This window comes from Micromonospora sp. NPDC049114 (genome assembly GCF_040648635.1).
Classification (GTDB): domain Bacteria; phylum Actinomycetota; class Actinomycetes; order Mycobacteriales; family Micromonosporaceae; genus Micromonospora.
Genome location: NZ_JBEZEA010000016.1, coordinates 1 through 22,797, shown reverse-complemented (window position 1 = coordinate 22,797; position 22,797 = coordinate 1). Strand labels below are relative to the sequence as shown.

General features: G+C 75.1%; 20 protein-coding genes. 9 read left to right on the top strand and 11 right to left on the bottom strand.

The window, feature by feature from the left end:
- The first annotated feature begins 14 nt into the window (after positions 1-14).
- Entirely contained in the window at positions 15-2,489 is a 2,475-nt protein-coding gene (locus tag AB0B39_RS29455; protein ID WP_357575934.1) for a DUF3488 and transglutaminase-like domain-containing protein, read from the top strand.
- A 345-nt stretch (positions 2,490-2,834) separates the two neighbouring features.
- On the opposite strand, the gene AB0B39_RS29450 is transcribed toward AB0B39_RS29455, so the two are convergent.
- From AB0B39_RS29450 to AB0B39_RS29410, 9 genes are all read right to left on the bottom strand, one after another.
- A complete protein-coding gene (locus tag AB0B39_RS29450) occupies positions 2,835-3,230 on the bottom strand; it encodes a DUF3040 domain-containing protein (RefSeq protein WP_234590673.1) in 396 nt (131 codons plus the stop codon).
- Between the two features lie 116 nt (positions 3,231-3,346).
- Positions 3,347-4,606 (bottom strand): DNA polymerase IV, encoded by a 1,260-nt coding sequence (locus AB0B39_RS29445; RefSeq protein WP_234590675.1) that lies wholly within the window; start codon positions 4,604-4,606, stop codon positions 3,347-3,349.
- A gap of 62 nt (positions 4,607-4,668) precedes the next feature.
- Complete coding sequence (locus AB0B39_RS29440) at positions 4,669-5,841, bottom strand: nucleotide pyrophosphatase/phosphodiesterase family protein (RefSeq protein WP_357496787.1); 1,173 nt, start codon at positions 5,839-5,841, stop codon at positions 4,669-4,671.
- Entirely contained in the window at positions 5,838-6,608 is a 771-nt protein-coding gene (locus AB0B39_RS29435) for a methyltransferase domain-containing protein (RefSeq protein WP_357575979.1), read from the bottom strand. The genes AB0B39_RS29440 and AB0B39_RS29435 overlap by 4 nt, the downstream gene beginning before the upstream one ends.
- On the bottom strand, positions 6,605-6,781 hold the full coding sequence (locus AB0B39_RS29430) for a hypothetical protein (RefSeq protein WP_357496814.1): 177 nt from the start codon (positions 6,779-6,781) through the stop codon (positions 6,605-6,607). Before AB0B39_RS29430 ends, AB0B39_RS29435 begins: the two co-directional genes overlap by 4 nt.
- A 97-nt stretch (positions 6,782-6,878) precedes the next feature.
- Positions 6,879-10,274, bottom strand: coding sequence for an error-prone DNA polymerase (locus AB0B39_RS29425; protein ID WP_357496785.1), 3,396 nt, complete (start codon positions 10,272-10,274; stop codon positions 6,879-6,881).
- Between the two features lie 327 nt (positions 10,275-10,601).
- The gene (locus tag AB0B39_RS29420) at positions 10,602-12,278 is read right to left on the bottom strand and encodes a DNA polymerase Y family protein (RefSeq protein ID WP_357575933.1); all 1,677 of its coding nucleotides are present in this window, start codon (positions 12,276-12,278) and stop codon (positions 10,602-10,604) included.
- Positions 12,275-13,000 (bottom strand): hypothetical protein, encoded by a 726-nt coding sequence (locus tag AB0B39_RS29415; RefSeq protein WP_234589092.1) that lies wholly within the window; start codon positions 12,998-13,000, stop codon positions 12,275-12,277. The genes AB0B39_RS29420 and AB0B39_RS29415 overlap by 4 nt, the downstream gene beginning before the upstream one ends.
- 100 nt (positions 13,001-13,100) lie before the next feature.
- Complete coding sequence (locus AB0B39_RS29410) at positions 13,101-13,550, bottom strand: SAV_6107 family HEPN domain-containing protein (RefSeq protein ID WP_234589090.1); 450 nt, start codon at positions 13,548-13,550, stop codon at positions 13,101-13,103.
- Positions 13,551-14,006: 456 nt separating this feature from the next.
- Here AB0B39_RS29410 and AB0B39_RS29405 point away from each other — a divergent pair, with 456 nt between their 5' ends.
- The 6 genes from AB0B39_RS29405 to crtI are packed head-to-tail and all read left to right on the top strand — an operon-like array spanning position 14,007 to position 19,278.
- Positions 14,007-14,495, top strand: coding sequence for a YbaK/EbsC family protein (locus AB0B39_RS29405; protein ID WP_357575932.1), 489 nt, complete (start codon positions 14,007-14,009; stop codon positions 14,493-14,495).
- Positions 14,492-15,241, top strand: coding sequence for a monooxygenase (locus AB0B39_RS29400; protein ID WP_357575931.1), 750 nt, complete (start codon positions 14,492-14,494; stop codon positions 15,239-15,241). The genes AB0B39_RS29405 and AB0B39_RS29400 overlap by 4 nt, the downstream gene beginning before the upstream one ends.
- Positions 15,238-15,789 (top strand): GNAT family N-acetyltransferase, encoded by a 552-nt coding sequence (locus tag AB0B39_RS29395; protein WP_234589082.1) that lies wholly within the window; start codon positions 15,238-15,240, stop codon positions 15,787-15,789. The genes AB0B39_RS29400 and AB0B39_RS29395 overlap by 4 nt, the downstream gene beginning before the upstream one ends.
- Positions 15,786-16,658, top strand: coding sequence for a carotenoid biosynthesis protein (locus AB0B39_RS29390; RefSeq protein WP_357575930.1), 873 nt, complete (start codon positions 15,786-15,788; stop codon positions 16,656-16,658). Before AB0B39_RS29395 ends, AB0B39_RS29390 begins: the two co-directional genes overlap by 4 nt.
- Positions 16,655-17,779 carry a glycosyltransferase family 2 protein gene (locus AB0B39_RS29385; RefSeq protein WP_357496777.1) on the top strand — a complete coding sequence of 375 codons (1,125 nt, stop codon included), beginning with the start codon at positions 16,655-16,657 and terminating at the stop codon, positions 17,777-17,779. The genes AB0B39_RS29390 and AB0B39_RS29385 overlap by 4 nt, the downstream gene beginning before the upstream one ends.
- A gap of 11 nt (positions 17,780-17,790) precedes the next feature.
- Positions 17,791-19,278, top strand: coding sequence for a phytoene desaturase family protein (gene crtI, locus AB0B39_RS29380; protein ID WP_357575929.1), 1,488 nt, complete (start codon positions 17,791-17,793; stop codon positions 19,276-19,278).
- Between the two features lie 10 nt (positions 19,279-19,288).
- Here the strand turns inward: crtI and AB0B39_RS29375 are convergent, their stop codons facing one another.
- Entirely contained in the window at positions 19,289-20,002 is a 714-nt protein-coding gene (locus AB0B39_RS29375; RefSeq protein WP_357496773.1) for a CDP-alcohol phosphatidyltransferase family protein, read from the bottom strand.
- A gap of 21 nt (positions 20,003-20,023) precedes the next feature.
- A complete protein-coding gene (gene metF, locus AB0B39_RS29370) occupies positions 20,024-20,941 on the bottom strand; it encodes a methylenetetrahydrofolate reductase [NAD(P)H] (protein WP_234589074.1) in 918 nt (305 codons plus the stop codon).
- Positions 20,942-21,155: 214 nt separating this feature from the next.
- Between metF and AB0B39_RS29365 the strand changes: the two genes are divergently transcribed.
- Positions 21,156-21,557 (top strand): helix-turn-helix domain-containing protein, encoded by a 402-nt coding sequence (locus tag AB0B39_RS29365; protein ID WP_357575928.1) that lies wholly within the window; start codon positions 21,156-21,158, stop codon positions 21,555-21,557.
- 9 nt (positions 21,558-21,566) lie between these two features.
- Positions 21,567-22,649: a polyprenyl synthetase family protein gene (locus AB0B39_RS29360; RefSeq protein WP_357496768.1), complete on the top strand. Its 1,083-nt coding sequence runs from the start codon at positions 21,567-21,569 to the stop codon at positions 22,647-22,649.
- The last annotated feature ends 148 nt before the right edge of the window (positions 22,650-22,797 follow it).

Below are 22,797 nucleotides of genomic sequence, written 5' to 3'. Positions count from 1 at the left end.
GGAAGGTTCCCCTCATGATCGCCAGCCGGAACACCGGCGCGGTGGCGGCCGCCGCGACACTGCTCGCCGCCGCGCCGCTGTCGGCCATCTTCCAGACCTGGACGTGGCTGGTCCAGTGCGCGATCGCCGTCGCAGTGGTGGCCGGGGTCGCCGCGCTGACGCGGCTCGTCCGCGCACCGCTCTGGGGTCAGGTGCTCGGCATGCTGGCCGCCCTGTTGCTCGCGCTCACCTGGCTGTTCCCCAGCGGCAGCGAGCTGCTGACCTTCCTGCCCACGCCGGCCACGATCGAGCACTTCACCGATCTGCTCGCCGGCTCGATGCAGGACATGCGCTCGTACGGCGTCGAGGTTCCGGACACGGACCCGCTGCTGTTCATCACCGTGCTCGGCGTCGGCGGGGTGGCCGTGCTCGTGGACGTGCTGGCGGTGGGGCTGCGACGGCCGGCGCTGGCCGGGCTGCCGATGCTCGCGATCTACTCGGTGCCGGTCGCCGTCTACGTGGACAGCGTCCCCCCGACGCCGTTCGTGGTGGGCGCCGCCGGTTACCTGTGGCTGCTGGTCACCGACAACGTCGACCGGGTCCGTCGGTTCGGCCGGCGGTTCACCGGCGACGGTCGTGACGTGGACGTGTGGGAGGCGTCGCCGCTGGCCTCCGCGGGCCGCCGGCTCGCCGTGGTCGGCGTGGTGGTGGCCGTGGCGCTGCCCCTGGCGGTGCCCGGCATGACCGGTGGGCTGCTCGACTCGCTCTCCGGTGGCACGGGCAACGGCAGCGGCACCGGCCGGGGCTCGGGCGGCTCGTCCGGCCGGATCGACCTGTTCGCGTCGCTCGCCGGCCAGCTCAACCAGTCCGAGGTGGCCGACCTGGTCAAGGTGACCACCTCTGAGCCGAACCCGTTCTACCTGCGCTACGCGGTGGCCGACGACCTGCGCCCGAGTGGCTTCCAGGCCCGAGCGGCGAGCGGCCAGCCGGCCAACCGCGATCTGCCCAACCCGAACGAGCAGGCCGGCCCGGGGGTGCAGCAGACCGAGTACCGGGCGACCGTCGAGGTGACCAAGAGCCTGAGCATGTCCCTGATGCCGGTGTACGCCGTACCGGTGCGCACCAAGGACCTGAACGGCAACTGGCTCTACGACTCCAACCAGCAGATCGTCTTTTCCAACCGGGAGAGCTCGCGGGGGCGTAAGTACACGTTCGACTACGTCCGCTCGACGTACACTCCGGCGGCCCTGCGGGCCGCGGAGCCACTGCCGGCCGACCACCCGGTCCGCCGGCAGCAGACCGCCACCCCCGGCCCGGTGCCCGAGGTGGAGGAGCTGGTCAAGGGGCTGACCCAGGGCAAGCGGACCGAGTACGACCGGGTCCTCGCGATCTACCAGCACTTCTCGGCGGACAACGGTTTCAAGTACCGCCTCAGCACCGAGAGCGGCAGCAGCGGCCAGGACATCGTCAACTTCCTGACCAACAAGGTCGGCTACTGCCAGCAGTACGCCGCCGCCATGGCCTGGCTGGTCCGTTCGGCCGGCATCCCGGCCCGGGTCGCGTTCGGGTTCACCAACGGCAGCAAGCGCGACGGCGACACGTACACGCTGACGAACCTCAACCTGCACGCCTGGACCGAGGTCTACTTCAACGGGATCGGCTGGGTGCCGTTCGACGCCACCCCGGCGTACGGCGTGCCCGGCTCCACCCGGTCGGCCTGGGCGCCGGACACTGACGCGCCCGAGCCGTCCAGCCCGGAGACGGGCGCCACGGACAGCCCGACGGATCCGGACTCCTCGGCGGGTCCGGCCGGCCCGGACAACGCGGACCGTGACACCGACTCCGGCCTCTCCCTCGGTGGTACGGAGCCGGCCGAGCATCCGCCGGTCTGGCCATGGTGGACGGCGGGCGTGCTGGCCCTGTTGGCGCTGCTGGCGGTGCCGGCGCTTCGTCGACTGGCGCTGCGCCGGCGGCGGGCCGGCCGGGCGGAGGCCACGGTGGCCACCGCCATGCCGGACGACACCCCGCCGACCGAGGGCAAACCGGTGATGGTGGTCCAGGCGGACGTCACCCGCGCTCGCGCCGACGCGCACGCCGCCTGGGCCGAGCTGCTGGACACGATGGTCGACTTCAAGGTCCGGGTGGACCAGACCGAGACGCCCCGGGCGACCGCGGACCGGCTGGTCCGCGATGCCCTCGTCGACGACACGGCGGCGGTCGGAGCGGCGCGGCTGCTCGGCCGGGCGGAGGAGCGGGCCCGGTACGCGCGGGACCCGCTGACCGGCGAACCGCTGCCGCCGGCGCTACGCGCGATCCGCGGGGCGCTCGCCGCCCGGGCGGATCGACGGACCCGACTGGTCGCCACCGTGCTGCCGCCCTCGGTGCTGTTGCGCTGGCGGATCGCATTGGCGGACGCTTCCGGGCGCCTGGTGGCGCTGACCGGGCGGCTCCGCTACCGGCTGCTGCGCTGGAATCCCCGGCGGATGCTGGCCGACCGGGCGGCCCGCTGACCGAGGCCCGGACGGGGGCACCGCTGATGGCGCCCCCGTCCAGCCCCAGCCCCAGCCCCAGCCCCAGCCCCAGCCCCAGCCCCAGCCCCAGCCCCAGCCCCAGCCCCAGCCCCAGCCCCAGCGATCTTGCACTTTCTGTCGCCACATAAGGGGCATCCCACGCATCTGGACGACAGAAACCGCAAGATCGGCGCGATCTCGGTGGTGACGCGCGGGGTGAGCGCGGAGCGGGGTGACGCCCGGCGGCGGGAGGGCGGCGGGCACGCGGATGCGACAGTGGTCGCCGGGGCGTTCCCGGCGACCCGCTCGTCGCGGTGTACGGCCCGCCTCAGCGGCGGGACGGGCTCAGCGGTGCCCCTCCGGGCGCTGCCGCCACCTGTCTTCCATCCGGTCCAGGATCGACCGGCGGCGACCGGACCGGCCACCGCGGGGACGACGACTCGTCGTGCCACCCACCACGTGCAGGTCAGGTGACTGCGCCCGCCGGTGCGACTGCACCGCGAACGCGGCCGACGCCAGCATGACGACGAAGCCCGCCACCGCGAGCGGTGGAGTCTTGATCACCGCGCCGTAGACCAGTAGAGCCAAGCCAGCGATGATCACGCCGGCAGCGACGAGCAGGCGACGCCGCGCGTGGAAGCGCGGATCGCTGGCGCGCACGGCCGAGGCGAATTTGGGGTCCTCGGCAAGCGACCGCTCGATCTGCTCGAACAGCCGCTGCTCGTGCTCCGAGAGCGGCACGGCACTCCTCCCCGGTCACGTTGGTCGGGCCCACTCGGGCCGACAGACCGTGGCAGCCAACCGGCTGCTTACCCGCAAGTCTACGAGGGGGGTCGCGCGTCGGAAAGCGGGACGACCTACGGGTGGGGCGGATTTTCCTTTCGATGGGCGTCACGGTCGCCCATCAGACTGGCCGGACCTATGACGGACCGCCCGAATCGGGCAGCAGCGGCGTCCGCGGCGGCTTCCGCCTCCCGCCAACCGCGCTCGGGTGCGCCGAGGGTCAACTGCCGGGGAGCGCCCTGCGCCGGGGCGAGCCCTTCCACCCGTACGCCGACGAGCCGGATCCGCTCGCCCGGGTCCAGTGCGGTGTAGAGCGCCCAGACCGTGTCGAACATCTCGCGGGCGGTGTCGGTGGGCACGCCGAGGGTGCGGGAGCGGTTGACGGTGCGAAAGTCGGCCAGCCGCACCTTGAGGGTGACCGTGCGCCCGACCTGGCCGGAACCGCGCAACCGGACACCGACCTTCGCGCTGAGCGCCAGCAGGGCGCGGCGGATCTCCAGCGGGTCGGCCACGTCGGCGTCGAAGGTCACCTCGGCGCCGATCGACTTGTCGACGTGCTCGGGGGTCACCCGCCGCGGGTCACGCCCTGCGGCCAGCTCGTGCAGGTGCGCCGCGGACGCCGCACCCACCGCCCGGCGGAGCAGGCCCAGCGGCGCCGCGGCGAGGTCGCCGACGGTGGCCAGGCCGAGCCGGCGCAGTGTCTCGGCGGCCCGCTCCCCCACGCCCCACAGCGCATTCACCGGTAGCGGGTGCAGGAAGTCCAGGACCTGCCCCGGCGGCACGACCAACAGCCCGTCGGGTTTGGCCCGGGTGGAACCCAGCTTGGCCACGAACTTGCTCGGCGCCACCCCGACCGAGCAGGTCAGCCCCTGCTCGTCGGCGACCCGACGCCGGATCAACCGGGCGATGGTCGCCGGGGAGCCGAACAGTCTGCGGGCCCCGGCAACGTCGAGGAACGCCTCGTCGAGGGAGAGCGGCTCGACCAGCGGGGTGACGTCCCGGAAGATCTGCATGACCGCCCGGGACGCGGCCGTGTAGGCGGTGAAGTCCGGTGGCAGGTAGACCGCGTGGGGGCAGCGGGCGCGGGCCTGGCTGGTCGGCATCGCGCTGCGGACCCCGTACCGGCGGGCCTCGTAGCTGGCCGAGCTGACCACGCCGCGCGGCCCCACACCGCCGACGATGACCGGCCGGCCGCGCAGCTCGGGTCGACGGCGCACCTCGACGGCGGCGAAGAAGGCGTCCATGTCGACGTGCAGGATCGGGCTTGCGGAATCGTCGGCGTCCGGCCCGAAGCGCGGATCGTCGCCCCGGGGCAACGACTGGCTGCGGCCCATCGGAGCAGGTTAACCCGGGGGTACGACAGCACCACCGGCCGACCGGCCGGACCGCGCGCCGGTCAGCCCCGCACGACCAGCAGCGGCACGGTCAGCTCGGCCGCGGTGTCCGCCCCGTGGTACGCCACCAGCTTCGACGCCATCGGCCGCTCGGTGCGGCTGGCCATGACGGCGTACGTGTCGTTGCAGGTCACCACCACGTCGCCGATCCGTTCCAGGTGCTCCTCGGGCACCGGCCCGAACCAGCCGGTGGCCACCATCTCCTCCCGGGTACGCACCCGCGCCGCGTCGCCGAGCACCGCCGACCAGGCGGCAACCACGTCGTCGACCGCGCCCGGCTGGGCGTGCAGGTAGCGCACCCGGGCCTCGCCGGCGACCACCCGGACCCCGTCGCGCAGTCGTGGATCGGTGTCCAGGTCGAAACGGTGCGCCAGGGGCACGTCGAGCTGCCCGTGGTCGGCGGTCACCAGCAGCGCCGCGTCCGGCGGCAGCCCGTCGAGCAGCCGGGCGAGCAGGGTGTCCACCTCGGTCGCGGCGACCCGCCAGGGCGCCGAGTCGACTCCGCTGAGGTGCCCGTGCCGGTCCAGGTCGGCGTGGTAGCCCGAGACCAGGGTCGGCCCGTCGCCGGCGGACAGCGCGGCCAGCATGGTGCCAGCCACCTCGTCGGCGCCGGCGGCGCCCCGGAAGTCGCCGCCCCGGTTGGCGGCCACTGTCAACCCGCTGCCGCCGAACTCGGGCCGGCTCACCACGGTCGTCGTCACACCGGCGGCGCGGGCCCGTTGGAGCTGGGTGGGCACCGGCTGCCAGCGCAGCGGCGACGGGTCGGCGGCCCAGTCGGTGTGGGTGAGCACCCGATCGGTGCCGGGCACCCGCACCGTGAAGCCGAGCACGCCGTGCGCGCCGGGCGCGACGCCGGTGCCCAGCGTCACGAGGCTCGTCGGGGTGGTGGACGGGAAACCGGCGATGAGCGGCCGACCCGCCGTCGCCGCCAGCCCGGCGAGGGTCGGCGCGTGCGGCGCGGCGGTCGGCAGCTGGTACCAGCCGAGCCCGTCGACCAGCAGTACGGCGATCCGGCGTACCCCGGCCAGGGCCGGGACCAGCCCGAGCGGGTCGGTCGACCCGGGCACGCCCAGCACGGCGAGCGCGCTGGGCAGCACGTCGGCGAGTCGGTCCCCGCTGCGCGGCGGGCCGAGGACGGCCAGCGGCGGCGGCCCACCGCCCGGTGCGACGGTCATGCCGGCCGGCGGGCGAACAGGTGCAGTTGGGCGGCCAGGTCCCGGTAGGGGGACTGCGCGGCAAGCGCCAGTTCCAGCTCGACCAGGGCCGTGGACTGCCCGTCGGCGACCGAGGCGGGCAGCAGGTCGGCAAGCACGCGTACCCCGTGGATCTCCTCGACCGCCAGCCCGGCGGCGGTGAGCAGCGCGGCGGCGCCGGGGGCGTCGTAGCGGCGGCGCAGCGTGTCGCGCGGCCCGGCGGTGCCGGCCGGATCGGCGGCCAGTGCGGTCGCCACGTCCAGATGGCCGTTCATCGCCCGGCCCAGCACGGCGGCGGCCCGGCCGGCCACCAGGACGCTCGCCGCGCCGCCGGGGGGCAACGCGCTGGCCAGCGCGGCGACCACCGGTGTGGGGTCGTCGACGACCTCCAGCACGGCGTGGCAGAGCACCAGGTCGACGCTCGCCGGCTCGACCAGCCCGGCCAGCGCGTCGCCGTCGCCCTGCACGGCCACGATCCGGTCGGCGACCCCGGCCTCGGCGGCCCGACGGGTGAGCGCCGCGAGGGCGTCCGGGCTCGCGTCGACGACGGTGACCCGGTGCCCGGCGCGGGCCAGCGGGACGGCGAAACCGCCGGTCCCGCCGCCCACGTCCAGCACGGTCAGCTCGGTGTCGCCGCGCCGGTCCAGCTCGGCGCGCAGCACCGACCAGATCGCGGCGGTACGGGGGGTCAGCGGGGGCCCGACGAACCGGCCTCGGGTCTGTTCCACCCGGTCGAGCCTAGTGGTCAGGACTCGGCGCCCTCGACAGCGTCCTCGGCCCGGGACCGGCGCTCGTTGGCCACCGGACCGTTGGTCACCTCGTACTCGCGGGGGTCGGTGAGGTGCGACGGCATCCAGCCGGCGCCCAGCCGGGTCCGTCGGGCGTTGGCGATCCCGCCGCCGGTGTACGTGTCGTTCCCCATCACTTGTCATTCCCCCTCACGGATCACGGGCCGCTCTGCCCGCTCAGGACGAGTCTCCCGCCCGGGGGCGCCGGAAACCGTAATGTGGATCACTGGATCAGCGGAAGTCGCGGGACGCGGGGCTGACCGGCGGCTCGATGGCGTCCAGCCGGTCGGCGACCAGGTTGGTCACCCCCTCGTGCCGTTGCAGTCGACCCCGGACCACAAGCGCGGCGCTGGTGCGGGCCACCCGCCGGTAGCGCTGCCACAGCCCCGGTGAGCAGGTGACGTTGAGCATCCCGGTCTCGTCCTCCAGGTTGAGGAAGGTCACCCCGCCGGCGGTCGCGGGGCGCTGCCGGTGGGTGACGATGCCGCCGACCCGGATCCGCTGGCCCGGCTCCACCCGGCCGAGCCGGGCGATCGGCACCGCGCCGAGCACGTCGAGCTGCCCCCGGATGAACCGGGCCGGGTGGCTCTCCGGCGACAGGCCGGTGGCCCACACGTCGGCGACCAGCCGGTCCACCGCCTCCATGCCGGGCAGCGTGGGCGCCGCCGCGCCGGTCACCGTGCCGGGCAGCCGGCCCGGCCGGTCCTGGGCCGCCGCACCGGCGGCCCAGAGCGCCTCCCGCCGGGTCAGCCCGAAACAGGCGAAGGCGTCCGCGGTGGCCAGCGCCTCCAGCTGCGCGGCGGTGAGGCCGACCCGCCGGGCCAGATCCGGCATGTCGCGGTACGCCCCGCCGGCCGCCCGCTCGGCCTCGATCCGCTCGGCCACCTCGGCGCCGAGGGTACGCACGCTGGACAGCCCCAGCCGGACGGCCGGACCGCCCAGCCCCCAGGCGTGCGGCGGCTCCCCCGGCCCGCTGCCCCACCGGGTGTCCGGGGTGGACTCCAGCACCGCCAGCGCCCCGCTGGCGTTGATGTCCGGGCGACGAACCTCCACCCCGTGCCGGCGGGCGTCGTCGACAAGGGTCTGCGGGGAGTAGAAACCCATCGGCTGGGCGTTGAGCAGCGCGGCCAGGAACGGCCCCGGGTGGTAGCGCTTGAGCCAGGAGCTGGCGTACACCAGGTAGGCGAAGCTCATCGCGTGGCTCTCCGGGAAGCCGTAGCTGGCGAACGCGGTGAGCTTGCGGTAGACGTCGTCGGCCAGCTCGCCGGTGATGCCCCGCTCGGCCATCCCGGCGTAGAGCCGGTCGGCGATGCGGTTCATCCGCTCGACCGAGCGTTTCGCGCCCATCGCCCGGCGCAGCTGGTCGGCCTCGGCCGCGTCGAAACCGGCCAGGTCGATGGCGAGCTGCATCAACTGCTCCTGGAACAGCGGCACACCCAGGGTCTTCTCCAGCGCGTTGCGCATCAGCGGGTGGGCGAAGGTCACCGGCTCCTGACCGTTCTTGCGCCTGATGAACGGGTGCACCGAGCCGCCCTGGATCGGGCCGGGTCGGATCAGCGCCACCTCGACCACCAGGTCGTAGAACTCGCGGGGCTTGAGCCGGGGCAGGGTGGCCATCTGCGCACGGCTCTCCACCTGGAACACCCCCACCGAGTCGGCCCGGCAGAGCATGTCGTACACCTCCGGGTCGTCCAGCGTCATGTCGCCGAGGTCGAGCCGGGAGCCGATCATGTCGTAGCCGTAGTGCAGCGCGGACAGCATGCCGAGGCCGAGCAGGTCGAACTTCACCAGGCCGACCGCCGCGCAGTCGTCCTTGTCCCACTGGAGCACGCTGCGCCCGGGCATCCGCCCCCACTCCACCGGGCAGACCTCGATCACCGGACGGTCGCAGATCACCATGCCGCCGGAGTGGATGCCCAGGTGCCGGGGGAACGTCTGCAACTCGTTGGCGTACTCCACCACCTGCTCCGGGATGCCCTCGACGTCGACCGTGGCGACCGAGCCCCACCTGTCGATCTGCTTGCTCCAGGCGTCCTGCTGACCGGGTGAGAAGCCGAACGCCTTGGCCACGTCCCGCACCGCCGAGCGGGGCCGGTAGGAGATGACGTTGGCTACCTGGGCGGCGTGCTCGCGGCCGTATCGGGTGTAGACGTGCTGGATCACCTCCTCCCGGCGGTCGGACTCGATGTCCACGTCGATGTCCGGTGGGCCGTCCCGCTCCGGGGCGAGGAACCGTTCGAACAGCAGCCGGTGCCGGACGGCGTCCACGTTGGTGATGCGCAGCGCGTAGCAGACCGCCGAGTTGGCCGCCGAGCCCCGGCCCTGGCAGTAGATGTCCTGCTCACGGCAGAACGAGACGATGTCGTAGACCACCAGGAAGTAGCCGGGGAAACCCAGCTCCTCGATCATGTTCAGCTCGTGGTCGAGCTGCGCGTACGCGCTCGGGTGCGCCTGCGGGGGGCCGTAGCGCTCCCGCGCCCCGTCGGCGGTCAGCTTGCGCAGCCAGCTCATCTCGGTGTGCCCCGGCGGCACCGGGTACGCCGGCAGTTGCGGCGCGACCAGTTGCAGGTCGAAGGCCAGCTCGGCGCCGAACTCGGCGGCCCGGGCCACCGCGCCCGGGTACGCGGCGAACCGGGCCGCCATCTCCGCGCCGCTGCGCAGGTGGGCGGTGGCCGCCGCGGGCAGCCAGCCGTCGATCTCGTCGAGGCTGCGCCGGGCCCGGACGGCGGCGACAGTGGTGGCCAGCCGACGCCGACCGGGGCTGGCGTAGTGCACGTTGTTGCTGGCCACCGTCGGCAGCCCGGCCGCGGCGGCCAGCTCGGCGAGCGCGTCGTTGCGGTCGGCGTCGACGGGATGCCCGTGGTCGGTCAGCTCCACCGCCACCGTCTCCGCGCCGAAGAGCGCGGTCAGCCGGTCCAGCTCGCGGGCCGCCGCGTCCACCCCCTCGGTGAGCAGCGCGCCCGGCACGTGCCCCTTGCGGCAGCCGGTCAGCACCAGCACGTGGTCGCGCAGCTCGGCGGCGACCTCCTCCAGCTCCCCGTAGACCGGGCGGCCCTTCTCACCGCCGCGCAGCTGGGCGCGGGCGATGGTGGTGGCCAGCCGGGCGTATCCCTCATGACCGTGCGCGAGCACCAGCAGGTGCGCGCCGTGCGGGTCGGGTTCGCCGTTCTGCGGGCCGGGCAGCCCGAGGGACAGCTCCGCGCCGAAGATGGTCGGCAGGCCCAGCGTGCGGGCCGCCTCGGCGAAGCGGACCACGCCGTAGAAGCCGTCGTGGTCGGTGACGGCGAGCGCGGTGAGCCCCAGCCGGGCCGCCTCCTCGGCCAGCTCCTCGGGATGGCTGGCGCCGTCGAGGAAGCTGAAGTTGGTGTGCGCGTGCAGCTCCGCGTAGGGCACCACGCCGTCGGGGCGGGGCAGCTCCGGCGGCTGGTACTGCTCGCGCCGGCGACTCCAGGCCGGGGAGTCCCCACCGTCAGCGTCCACGGCGAGCGGGTCCACCACGTGCAGGTGCCGCTCCTCGCGCGACCGCCCGCCGCCCGACCTGCCGGAGCCGCCGGAGCCGCCGTCGGCCCGGCCGGAGAGCACCCGCTCCAACTCCGACCAGGGCATCTTCGGGTTGTGGAAGCTCATCCGGCCGCTCCGCCCGCGCCGGCCGCTCCGGCCGGTCGGGCCGCTCCGGCGGCGGCATGATCGACCAGGCGCAGGGCGGTGAGCGGCCGCGCCGACGACGAGCACGATGGCGGCTGCCCCGCCAGCGGCGAAGTGCCTAATGAGCGTGATGACTCACAGGCATCTTGATGCCTGTGAGTCATCACGCTCATTGGGACATCTGCCCCCTGGCCAACACCGAACCCGCCAATACCGAACCCACCGACGCCAGGCCAGGCGACACCAGGCCAGGCGACACCAGGCCAAGCGACACCAGGCCAGGCGACACCAGGCCGGGACCTACCTGACTCAGTCATAGATCGCCTCCACCAGCCACTGCCCGGACTCCACGGCGAGCAGCAGAGCGGTGCCGTCGGCGAGGCTGACCTGGAACCGTGCCCGACGGCGAGCCTCGGCCGGCGCCCACCAGCGCTCGTCCACCGGCCAGGGGCCGGCCCAACCCACGATCACCGCCGGCTGGCCGGTACCGACCACCAGCCGGACCGGTGGGGCGCTCACCGCCAACCGCGCGCTGATCACCACCGGCTCGCCGGCGGTGTCGTGCACTGTCGCCGCGAGCGGGCTGGGCAGCACCACGGCGGGCGCGGGCGGCGGCAACCGGCCCGGCCACGGCGGAACGCCCCCGCCGCGATCAGCAGGCAGACCGGCGCCGCCGACACGGCCACCGCCGACACGATCACCGCCAGCACGGCCACCGCCGGCGGTCGGGTCGGCGCCGGCGCCGGCCGGGGGGCCGGGGCGGGCGGGGAGGCGTTCGTCGCCCCACGGCACCAGGCGCACCTGGTCGGCCGGGGAACGCCCACCGCCGAGCACCGCCGTGACCACCGCTTCCGGGCCGAGGATGCCCTGCACCCGACTCAATGCGCGGTGCGCCCTCTCCCGCTCCTCACCCGTCTCCCCCCAGAGGCCGGTCTGCAGGCCGGCCTGGGCGATCACCCCGTCCGGGATCAGCCGCAGCCGGATGATGCCGGCCGTCGGCCGGGCCGGGCGGGCACCGGCGCGGCCGTTGCTGCCGGAGAGCCAGCCGTCGAGCTGCCAGCGCACCCGGTCGGCGATGGCGGCGGCGGTGAGGAGGCCGTCGTGCCGCCACACCCGGTGCAGCTCCTGCCCGTGCTCGGTGACCGCCTCGATGCCGAGCCGCGTGCAGGCCAGCCCGTGCCCGGCGAGCCGGTCGTGCAACTGCTCGGCCAGCGCGCGGGCGGCGAACGCCGCCGCGTCGACCCGGTCGAGCGGCTCGTCGTACGCGCAGGTCACCGTCAGGTCGGTCGGTGGCTGCCGGACGGCGAGCGGGCGGTGATCCCGGCCGGCGGCCAGCCGGTGGGCCAGCGCGCCGTCGAACCCGAACCGGGCCAGCACGTCGCCGGCCGGTAGCGCGGCGAAGTCGCCGAGGGTCCGCACCCCCAGCCGGCGCAGCAGATCGGCCAGTGCGGACCGACCGAGCGCCTCGACCGGCATCCCGGCCAGGAACGCCGGTGTCCCGCCCGGCTCCACCACCCGGCCGGCGCGAGCGGCCAACCCCGCGGCGAACACCCCGTCGGCGATGCCCACCTGGCTCTCCACCAGACAGGACTGGGCGACATGCTCGATGAGCCGCTCGGCGGCCGCCTCCTCGCCGCCGAGGTAACGACTCGGACCCCGGGCGGCGACCGCGCAGGCACCCGGACGGACCACCTCGACGCCGGCGACCAGCTCCTCCAGCGCGGCGACCACCGGCTCGAACGCCCGGGCATCCCGGCCCGGGTCGTACTCCACGACGGTGAGCTGCGGGCAGCGGCCCTGCGCCTCCCGCTTGCGCAGCCCTCGGCGCACACCCTCGGCACGGGCCCGCTCGGAGCAGGCGACCACCCGGTTGGCGTGCAGCACGGCGACCGGACCGGTGGCCGGCACCCCGTCGACGATCTCCGCGGCGAGCACCGGCCAGTCCGGGCACCACAGCAGCAGGGTCCGGATCGGCGAGCCGGTCACCCCGACCCGACCAGGGCGAGCGGCACGGACGGACGGCCCACGGTCGACCGCACCGTCCGGGGAATGACCCGGGTGAGCTCGGCGCCGGGGAGCCAGACCTTGATCTCCTTGGGTCGGGCGGCCGCTCCGCGCCCGCGCGCCGAGACGGTGACCTCCCGGCGACGCAGCCGCCCCCGGCCCTGGCCGAGCCCTTCCCAGACCCCACGGACCACCTGCAACGTCACGTCCGCGCCGTCCCACCGGCCGTACGGAACGAGCACGCTGCCGCGCTGGCGGGCCCGCGCGGCCAGCCGGGTGGCGACCGAGGCGGAGACCGCGGCGGGTACGGCGGTGACCACGACGTCCACCCCGTCGATCAGCGCGGCGACCACGGTGGCCCACTCGGGGCCGGGATTCGGCACCAGGGCCAGCCGGTCCAGGGCGATGCCCAGCTCGGCTGCCGCACCCGCGCCGAACGTCGGCACGCCGACCACCGCGCACCACGAACCGGCCCGGGACGCCTCGGCCAGCAGGGCCAGCACCAGCGAGGTGCCGCCACTGCGTCGGGGCTGACCGGCGGCGACCGCGATCGTGCTGCCACGACGCAGGCCCCGGTTGGGCAGCAGGCCGGTCAGCTCGGGCGCCACCGGCAGCACCCGGTGGCCGCCGACCGGATCGGGTGCGCTCGCCGGGCGGACCAGATCGGCCAGTGCGGCGGAACCGACCACCATGCGGCCCGCCATTGGACCAACCCCCCGTCATTGCAGTGGAACAGATCAGGACCGACGCACCGTGACGCCGGCCGCCCGGCTTCCCTTCCAGGCGGTCGGCGTCACGGCGGGCTCACGCGGCGAGGCCGTCCAGGGCCGGTTGGTGCGCCACGCCGAGCGCGGTCTCCACCACCGTGACGAACTGTTCGGCGGCGCGGAGCAGATCGTCGGCCTCCCGGGCGCTGACCACCCGGGGGATGCCGGCTTCGGCGGCGGCTCGCTTGCTGGCCCCGGCGGCGAAGAACCGGGCCCACTCGTCGAGCTCGGGGGCGACGGCGCAGAGCAGGACCCAGACACTGGTGATCCGGTTGCGCCGGCTCGGGGCGGGCCGGGCCCGGGCGGCGAGCAGGGCGGCCGCCGCACGCAGCGCCGCCAGGTGGGCGGCCGCGTAGCGCAGGCCGTCAGGTCGGGTCTGGCCGGCCTCGACCAGCCCACGGCGGGCCAGGGTGAGGAGCTGGGCAGGGGTGCGGTGCGGCAGCACGTGCGCCGGCACCGTCGGTGCCTGAGCCGGGTTGGTCGGCATGGACTGTCTCCTCCACGTGGCCGGGGCGCGTCGGCCGGGGCAGTGGTGCCGCCGACGAGACGCCGAGGTCGGGTGGTGCGGAGGAAGACGCACCGGGGGTGGCCGGCCGGGTGTGGATGCTTCCCCACACCACACCCGGCCGGCGTACCGGCGGGTTCGTCGCCCGCCGCCCGGGGGTCGTGGGCGGCGGGCGACGCTCCTGCCTGATGGGACCGGGCTCGCGACTGCCCGGAAACCCAGGTGCGGCCCGCGAAGCCACACCGCCCGGAGCTGGCGCCGCGAAACACCGCGCTCCGGCTGGTTGGAACGGGCGTTCGAGGCAATCGAACACTCGTTCTAACTGCTCCTGACAGTACACCTCCCCTCCGACGAAAATGCAACGTGTGACGCGCCGAGGCTCGCCGCCCGTACGCACCGGGGTGAACCGGCACCGACGGACCGGGGAAGAATGACGGGATGCAGCCACACCCGAACGTACGGGCGGTGCAGGACGCGCTCGACGACGCCGGCGCGCTCGACGACGCCGGCCAGCCCAGCACGGTCCGCCTCCTGCCCGACGCGGTGCACACCGCGGCGGCCGCGGCCGAGGCGCTCGGCGTCGAGGTCGGCCAGATCGCCAACTCGCTGATCTTCGACGCGGACGACGCGCCGCTGCTCGTGCTCACCTCCGGCGCGCACCGGGTCGACACCGCCGGCCTCGCCGCGTCCATCGGTGTCACCCGGCTGCGCCGGGCCACCCCGGAGTTCGTCCGGACGCACACCGGGCAGCCGATCGGCGGAGTGGCCCCGCTCGGGCACCCGCAGGCACTGCGCACCCTGGTGGACACCGCGCTGGCGGCGTACCCGCAGATCTGGGCCGCGGGCGGCGTACCGCAGGCGGTCTTCCCGACCACCTACGCCGAGCTGCTGCGCGTCACCGCCGGCACCCCGGCCGAGGTGGCGTGAACGAGCACCGCAGCGCCGTACCGGAGCTGGTCACCCTGCACGTGTGGCGGACCTCCCGCGGCGCGCTGCCCCGGGCGCTGACCCGGATGGCGGTGGACCCGCGTCGACTGCGGGCCCTGCCGGGGGTCCGGTTCGGCAAACTGCTGGGCACGGGGACCGGCACCGGCTTCGGGCCGGGTGACGCCGACCTGACCCGGTGGGCGGCGCTGACCGTCTGGGACTCCCCCGCCGCGGCCGCCGGCTTCGACGACTCGCCGGTCGGCCGGGCCTGGGCGCGGATCGCCCACGCCCGGGCCCGGGTCGACCTCCGCCCGCTGAGCAGCCGGGGCGAGTGGTCCGGCCGGCGACCGTTCGGCGAGCCGCCGGGCGGCCGGGTCACCGGCCCGGTGCTGGCGCTGACCCGCGCCCGGTTGCGGGCCCGCCGGGCGGCCACCTTCTGGCGGGCGATCCCGCCGGTGGCCGCCGCCCTGCGCGACGCGCCCGGGCTGCTGGCCCGGTTCGGCGTCGGTGAGGCCCCACTGGGATGGCAGGGCACGGTGAGCGTGTGGCGCGACCCGACGGACCTGGTGGCGTTCGCGTACCGTCACCCGGAGCATCGGGCGGCGATCATGCGAACCCCCACCGCGGGCTGGTACGCCGAGGAGTTGTTCGCCCGGTTCGAGGTACGTGACGTGGTCGGCGACCGGACGGTCCTCGGATGGGTCGCCGACGGCGACCAGGCAACAGTGAAGGGTGGACGGGCATGAGGTTGGTGCGCTGGACGCCGGACGATCTCGTCCGACGGCTGGACGACGTGGTGGCCGTCTACGGCGAGGCGATGGGATACCGCACCGACCTGTTGGAGGCCCGGCGCGGCTACATCGCCACCCACGTACGCCGGCCCGGGTTCCGGGCCGTGGCCAGCCTGACCAGCGAGGGTCACCTCGCCGGCTTCGGGTACGGCTATCTGGGCGGTCCGGGCCAGTGGTGGCACGACCAGGTGCACCGGGCGCTGGACGGCCCGACCCGCAAGCGCTGGCTCACCCACTGCTTCGAGGTGGTCGAGCTGCACGTCCGTCCGCCGGCGCAGGGGCACGGGCTGGGCGCCGGGCAGTTGCGGGCGCTGCTCACGATGGCCGAGGGCGACACCACACTGCTGTCCACCCCGGAGGCCGAGGAGCAGACCTCGCGGGCCTGGCGGCTGTACCGGCGGTTCGGCTTCGTCGATGTGCTGCGCGACTTCCACTTCCCCGGTGACGAGCGGCCCTTCGGCGTCCTCGGTCGAGACCTGCCGCTCGAGCCCTCCGCGTCATGAGCCGGCGGATCTCCTGGGCGCTGCTGGCCGTCCTGGTGCTCGCCCAGATCTGCTACCCGTTGACCACCGGCACCACCCGGGCCGGGCTGACCGTGGCCACTGTCGTGCTCGGCTGGCTGCTCTCGGTCGGCCACGCGCTGCTCAGCCGGGGCCCCCGGGTGGCGGCTGCGCTGGTCGCGGTGGCCACCGGCGGCGGGTTCGCGATCGAGGCGATCGGGGTGGCCACCGGTGTGCCCTTCGGCAGTTACGACTACTCCGGTGAGCTGGGCCCCAAGCTGGCCGGGGTGCCACTGATCATCCCGCTGGCCTGGACCTGGATGGCCTGGCCGGCCTGGCTGGCCGCGGTCCGCCTGACCGGCGGCAGCGGCACGTCGACCGGCAACGGCACCGAGGCCGGCAGCGGCACGTCGACCGGCCGGTGGGTGGGCCGGATCGCGCTGGCCACGGTGGGGCTGGCCGCCTGGGATCTCTTCCTCGACCCGCAGATGGTGGCCGAGGGCTACTGGGTCTGGCGGGACGCCACCCCGGCGTTGCCCGGCCTGGCCGGCGTCCCGGTCAGCAACTACCTGGGCTGGCTGCTCTTCGCGGTGCTGCTGATGAGCGCGCTGCGCCCGCTGGCCGGCCCGAGCGCCGAGCACACCGACCGGCGGGACCACCCGATGCTCGCGCTCTACCTGTGGACGTACTTCTCCAGCATCCTGGCCCACGCGGTCTTCCTGGACCTGCCCGCGTCGGCTCTGTGGGGCGCGGCCGGCATGGCGGTGACAGCCGTGCCGCTGGCGGTGACCCTGCTGCGCGCCCGCCGGCCCCACCACGCGCGCCGGGACGACCACCAACCGCACCGCCCCGGCGTCGACGCGACCCGATGACAGTTCTCGTCGCCCTGCTGCTCGCCGTCGCCGCGCTGACCGGGCACACCTGGGTCAACGCCACCCGGTGGCTGCGCCGGCCCACCGATCGACCCGGCGAGGTCGACGAGCCGGTGGCCGTGCTGCTGCCGCTGCGCGACGAGGCCGCCCGGGTCACGCCCTGCCTGCGCGCCCTGCTCGCCCAGCGTGGTGTGCCGGCGCTGCGCATCGTGGTCCTCGACGACGGCTCCACCGACGGCACCGCCGACGTGGTCCGCGCGGTCGTCGGCGACGACCCGCGGGTCACCCTGCTCAGCGGCGTCGCCCCGCCGCCGGGCTGGCTGGGCAAGCCGCACGCCTGCTGGCAGTTGGCCACCCGGGCCGACCCGGCCGCCACCGCGCTGGTCTTCGTCGACGCCGACGTGGTGCTCGCCCCGCACGCAGTGGCCGCCGCGGTCACCGAGCTGCGCGCCGCCCACGCGACGCTGCTGTCGCCGTACCCCCGGATCGTGGTGGCGACGGCGGCCGACCGGCTCGTGCAGCCGTTGTTGCAGTGGTTGTGGCTGACCTTCCTGCCGCTGCGGGCCATGGAGCGCTCGCGGCGGCCGTCGCTGGCCGCGGCGGGCGGGCAGTTCCTGGTGGTGGACCGGGCCGGCTACACCGCCGCCGGCGGACACGCGTCCGTCGCCGACAAGATCCTGGAGGACGTCGAGCTGGCCCGGGCCGTCAAGCGCGCGGGGAGGCGGATCGCCCTGGCCGACGGTTCCCGGCTGGCCACCTGCCGGATGTACGACGACTGGCCGCAGCTGCGCGACGGGTACTCGAAGTCGCTGTGGGCGTCGTTCGGGCACCCCGGCGCGGCGGCCGCCGTGGTGACGCTGCTGCTCCTGCTCTACACCGCTCCGCCGCTGGTCGCGCTGGCGGTCGCCTCGACAGCTCCCCGGATGTCACTGGTTGCGCTCAGCGCATACCTGCTCGGGGTGGCCGGGCGGGTGCTCACCGCCCGGGCGACCGGCGGCCGATGGTGGCCCGACGCGCTCGCACACCCCGTGTCGGTCGTGGTCCTCGGTTGGCTGACGCTGCGGTCGTACCATCTGCGAAAGCGACGCCGCCTGACCTGGCGGGGCCGCCCGGTCAGCTAGGAGGACGCGGCATGGCGCGGATCGTGGTCGTCGGCGCCGGGGTGGGTGGCCTCGCCACCGCCGCCCGGCTGGCCGCAACCGGGCACCAGGTGACCGTCTTCGAGGCCGCCGACACGGTCGGCGGCAAGCTCGGCAGGTACGCGCACGACAGCCCGGCCGGGACGTTCCACTTCGACACCGGGCCGAGCCTGCTCACCCTGCCCGAGGTCTTCCACGACCTGTTCGAGGCGACCGGGGCGAAGCTCGACGAGTACCTGGACCTGACGCCGCTGGACCCGATCGTCCGGCACGTCTTTCCAGGCGGCGGCACGACACTGGATTCGTGCACCGACCCGGTGGAGTTCGCCGCGCGGATCGGGGCCGCCCTCGGCGACCGGGCGGCGGCCGACTGGCAGCGGCTGTGGCGCCGGGCCGCACGGGTGTGGGAGGCCTCCTCGCGGGACATCCTGCGCCGTACCGTCGACTCCCCCCGCGACCTCGCGTCGCTGGCCTGGCGCGTCGGTGACCTGGCCGCCATCGCCCCGGGCCGCACCCTGCGCGGGCTGGGCCGCCGGCACCTGTCCGACCCGCGGCTGCGGATGCTGCTGGACCGCTACGCCACCTACACCGGCGCCGACCCGCGCCGGGCCCCGGCGGCGCTGGTCGCGGTCCCCTACGCCGAGCTGACCTACGGCGGGTGGTACCTGCGCGGCGGGCTGGGCACGCTCGCCGACGCGCTGCTGACCCGCTGCCTGGACCTCGGCGTGGTCGTGCAGACCGGCACCACTGTCACCCGGATCGACGCCGCGGGCGGCCGGGTGCACGGGGTACGCCTCGCCGGCGTCACCGCGCCGGTGCCCGCCGACGTGGTGGTGGCCAACGTCGACGCGCTCACCGTCTACCGCGACCTGCTGCCCCACGCGCGCCGGCTGGCCGGCCTGACCGATCGCAGCCTCGCCGGTTTCGTGCTGCTGCTCGGCGTCTCCGGCAGCACCGGCCTGGCGCACCACAACGTCTTCTTCCCGCGCGACTACGACGCGGAGTTCAACGCGGTCTTCGGCGATCCGGGGCGGGGCGTCCGGGCCCGACCGGCGGCCGACCCGACGGTGTTCGTCACCGTGGCCGACGACCCGATGGTCCGCCCCGCCGGGCACGAGGCGTGGTTCGTGCTGGTCAACGCCGCCCGGCAGGGCACCGCCGCTGGCGCTGTCGACTGGCGACGCCCGGGGCTGGCCGACGCGTACGCCGATCGGATCCTGGATGTCCTGGCCGAGCGCGGCGTCGACGTGCGGGACCGGCTGCTGTTCCGCGAGGTGCGCACCCCGGCCGACCTGGACGCGGCGACCGGGGCGCCGGGCGGCGCGATCTACGGCACCGCCGGTGGCCTGCTCCGCCCGGCCAACCGGGGCCCGGCGCACGGCCTGTGGCTGGTGGGCGGCTCCAGCCACCCCGGCGGCGGCCTGCCGATGGTGACCCTCTCCGCGCAGATCGTCGCCGACGAGATCGGCCCCGCCTGGTAGGCCCGGCCACTCAGCCGGCGTCGAGCAGCGCGCGGCGGACGGTGGACAGCAGCTGCCCCAGCCCGAAGCCGGCCAGCAGCACCCACACCGCGGTCGCCATGGTGATGGTGCCGGCGGCCAGCTCCGGCTCGATCAGGCCGGCCAGCCCGGCGACCACCAGGCCCGCCAGCGCGACCGAGACCCGGGTGGGTCGTTCGCCGACGGTCACCGCGCCGATGTCGCGCATCCCGGCGGAGACCGCCCGGGCCCGGACGTACTCGTGCAGCCAGGACAGCGCGCCGCCCGCGACGACAAGCGCGCCCGGTGCGCCGACCAGCCAGAACGCCAGCAGCCACGCCACCTCGCCGAGCCGGTCGGCCAGCGAGTCGTAGACGTAGCCGAGCCGGGTGGTGCGGCCGGTGGCGACGGCCACCGCACCGTCCACGCTGTCGGCCACCGCGGCGAGCAGCACGAACAGCGCGCCGAGGAACGGGCCGTCGCCCGGCCGGGTCGCCAGCAGCGGTACGCAGAAGCAGAGCAGCACCCCCGCCACGGTGACCGGGGTGGGGCCGACCCGCAGCCGGCCCAGCACATACCCGACGTGGTAGGCGAACCGCAGCCAGGCGCGCACCACCGGCGCGGCGACCCGCGGGTCGAACCCGCCGTGCAACCGCGCCCACGCCGTGGCGTACTGGTCCCAGTTCAGCTGTGTGCCCACCTGAGGATCAACCGTCGTGCCGGGCATCAGGTGTCGCAGAGGCCGCGTTCACACCCGCGCGCCGGCCTTGAGGTTCTGCCAGACCTCTCGGGTGGCGGTGGACCGGTTGAGGGTGATGAAGTGGATGCCCGGAACGCCCTCGTCCAGCAGTCGCCGGCACATGTCGCTGGCCTGCTCGATGCCGAGCCGGCGCACCGCCTCCGGGTCGTCGGCCACCTGCTCGAAGCGCGCCGCCAGCGCTGCCGGGAAGGGTGCCCCGGACAGCTGCACGGACCGCTCGATGGTGCCGATCTGGGTCACCGGCATCACCCCGGCCAGGATCGGGGTGTCGCAGCCGGCGGCGGCCACCCGGTCGCGCAGGCGCAGGTAGTCGTCGGCCTCGAAGAACATCTGCGTGATCGCGAACTCGGCGCCGGCCCGGCACTTGCGGACGAACTGCGCGGTGTCGCTGGCCACGTCGGGTGAGCGGGGGTGCTTGTACGGGAAGGCCGCCACGCCGACGCTGAAGTCACCGGAGTCGCGCACCAACCGGACCAGGTCCTCGGCGTAGTCGACGCCCTCGGGATGCCGGACCCACTCGCCGCCCGGGTTGCCCGGCGGGTCACCGCGCACGGCCAGCACGTTGCGCACCCCGACCCCGGCGAGCCGGCCGATGACGTGCCGCAGCTCGGCCACGGAGTGGTTGACAGCGGTCAGGTGGGCCATCGGCAGCAGGGTGGTGTCGGTGGCGATCCGCTCGGTCACCGCCACTGTGGTGTCCCTGGTCGACCCGCCCGCGCCATAGGTGATCGACACGAACGAGGGGCGCAGCGACTCCAGCTCGCGGATCGCCTGCCAGAGCAGCCGCTCCCCCGCCTCGGTCTTGGGCGGGAAGAACTCGAACGAGAAGGTCGGCTGGCGGTCACGGATGAGCTCCCCGATCGCCGGCTGCGGATTGGGGAGTACCGAGGGAAGACCGAGCGCCACGACCCGACTCTAGCGGGCGGCGCCACCGGCACCCAGACGCTTCCCAACGGCGGGGAAGGCCGTCGTACCCCAGGGGTAGGAAGGAGTGGCGCGGGAGGGGCGGTGGGGGCGGCCCGGGAGGTCCGGCGCGGGGGTCACACAGCCGAGAGGTGCGCCGGTCCCGTCCCGTCGGACGGGCGGGTGGCACCGCGCCACCGCCCCGCCGGGAGGACCCATGACCTCGCCCCCACCGCCGCGCCGCACCCAGCTCGGGCCGCTCCTGGTCCGGCATCGGCTGGCCCGGGGTTGGAGCCAGCGGCGCACCGCCGCCGAGTTGTGCGCCGCGTCGGGCGTGCCGACGTTGAGCCGTCACGAGGTGTCCCGGTGGGAACGGCAGCGACGCGTGCCCGGCGGGTTCTGGCTCGGTTGGCTCGCGTTCGTGCTGGACGTACCGGTGGTGGTGCTCGCCGAGGCGGCCGCGCGGACCCGACGGACCCGCTCGACGGCGGCCGGCGGGCCGGGCCGGCGCGAGGTGGCGGGTACGCGGCCGGGCGGGCGGGTCGGTCCGGGCCACGGCGGCGGGCGACCCGGCGGGAGTACGCGTGGCGGTGGAGCGCGAGCCGGGACGACCCGCTAGCGTCGTGGCGTGACCCATGCTGCTCCCGTTTCCCCCGTCGACCGCGCCGGCCTGCGGGAGCGGGTCGACCGGGCGCTCACCGATTTCCTGGCCGGCCAGCGGGCCCGGTTGACCCGGGTGGACGAGGCCCTCGTCCCGGTGGCGGAGGCGATCGAAGCCTTCGTGCTCGGTGGCGGCAAGCGCCTGCGCCCGGCCTTCGCGTACTGGGGGTTCCGGGGTGCCGGCGGGGTGGACGGCGACCAGGTCCTCACGGCCCTCGCGGCGCTGGAGTTCGTGCAGGCCAGCGCCCTGATCCACGACGACCTGATGGATCGTTCCGACACCCGGCGCGGCGAGCCGGCGGTGCACCGGCGGTTCGCGACCCGGCACCGGGCGGCCGGCTGGGGCGGCGACCCGGACGGGTTCGGCGACTCCGCCGCGATCCTGCTCGGTGACCTCTGCCTGGTGTGGTCCGACGAGCTGCTGCACTCCGCCGGCCTGGACCTGCGGGCGGTGGCCCGGGCCCGGCCGGTCTTCGACGAGATGCGCACCGAGGTCACCGTCGGGCAGTACCTCGACGTGCTGACCCAGGCCACCGGGGACACGTCGGTGGAACGGGCCAGCAAGGTCGCCCGGTACAAGTCGGCGAAGTACACCGTCGAGCGTCCGCTGCTGCTCGGGGCGGCGCTTGCCGACGCCGGCGAGGACGTCCGGACGACCTATTCGGCGTACGGGTTGCCGTTGGGCGAGGCGTTCCAGCTCCGCGACGATGTGCTGGGGGTCTTCGGTGACCCGGCGCAGACCGGCAAGCCGGCCGGGGACGACCTGCGCGAGGGTAAGCGCACCTATCTGGTGGCGGCGGCCGTGGAGGCCACCGACGACGCGGGCCGGGAGCTGCTGCTCAGCCAGCTCGGCGACCCGGGCCTGGACGAGCGGGGCGTGGCCCGGCTACGCGAGCTGATCGAGGCGAGCGGCGCGCTGGCCCGCACCGAGCAGCGGATCGTCACGCTCACCGACTCCGCGCTGGCCGCGCTGGCGGCCGTCGACCTGGACACCGAGGCCCGCCAGGCGCTGGTGGACCTGGCCATAGCGGCGACCCGCCGAGCCGACTGACCCCTCGCCCTGACGTGCGTCGATCATGAAGTTGTTGCCCACGCGCGCGGCGTGTCGGGGCAGGTCCTGGCGGCGGTCCTGGCCGATCACGCGGGCGGGTGGGCGCTGCCGCGGGCCGCCCGCGCGGTCGTCGACGTCGACTACGTCC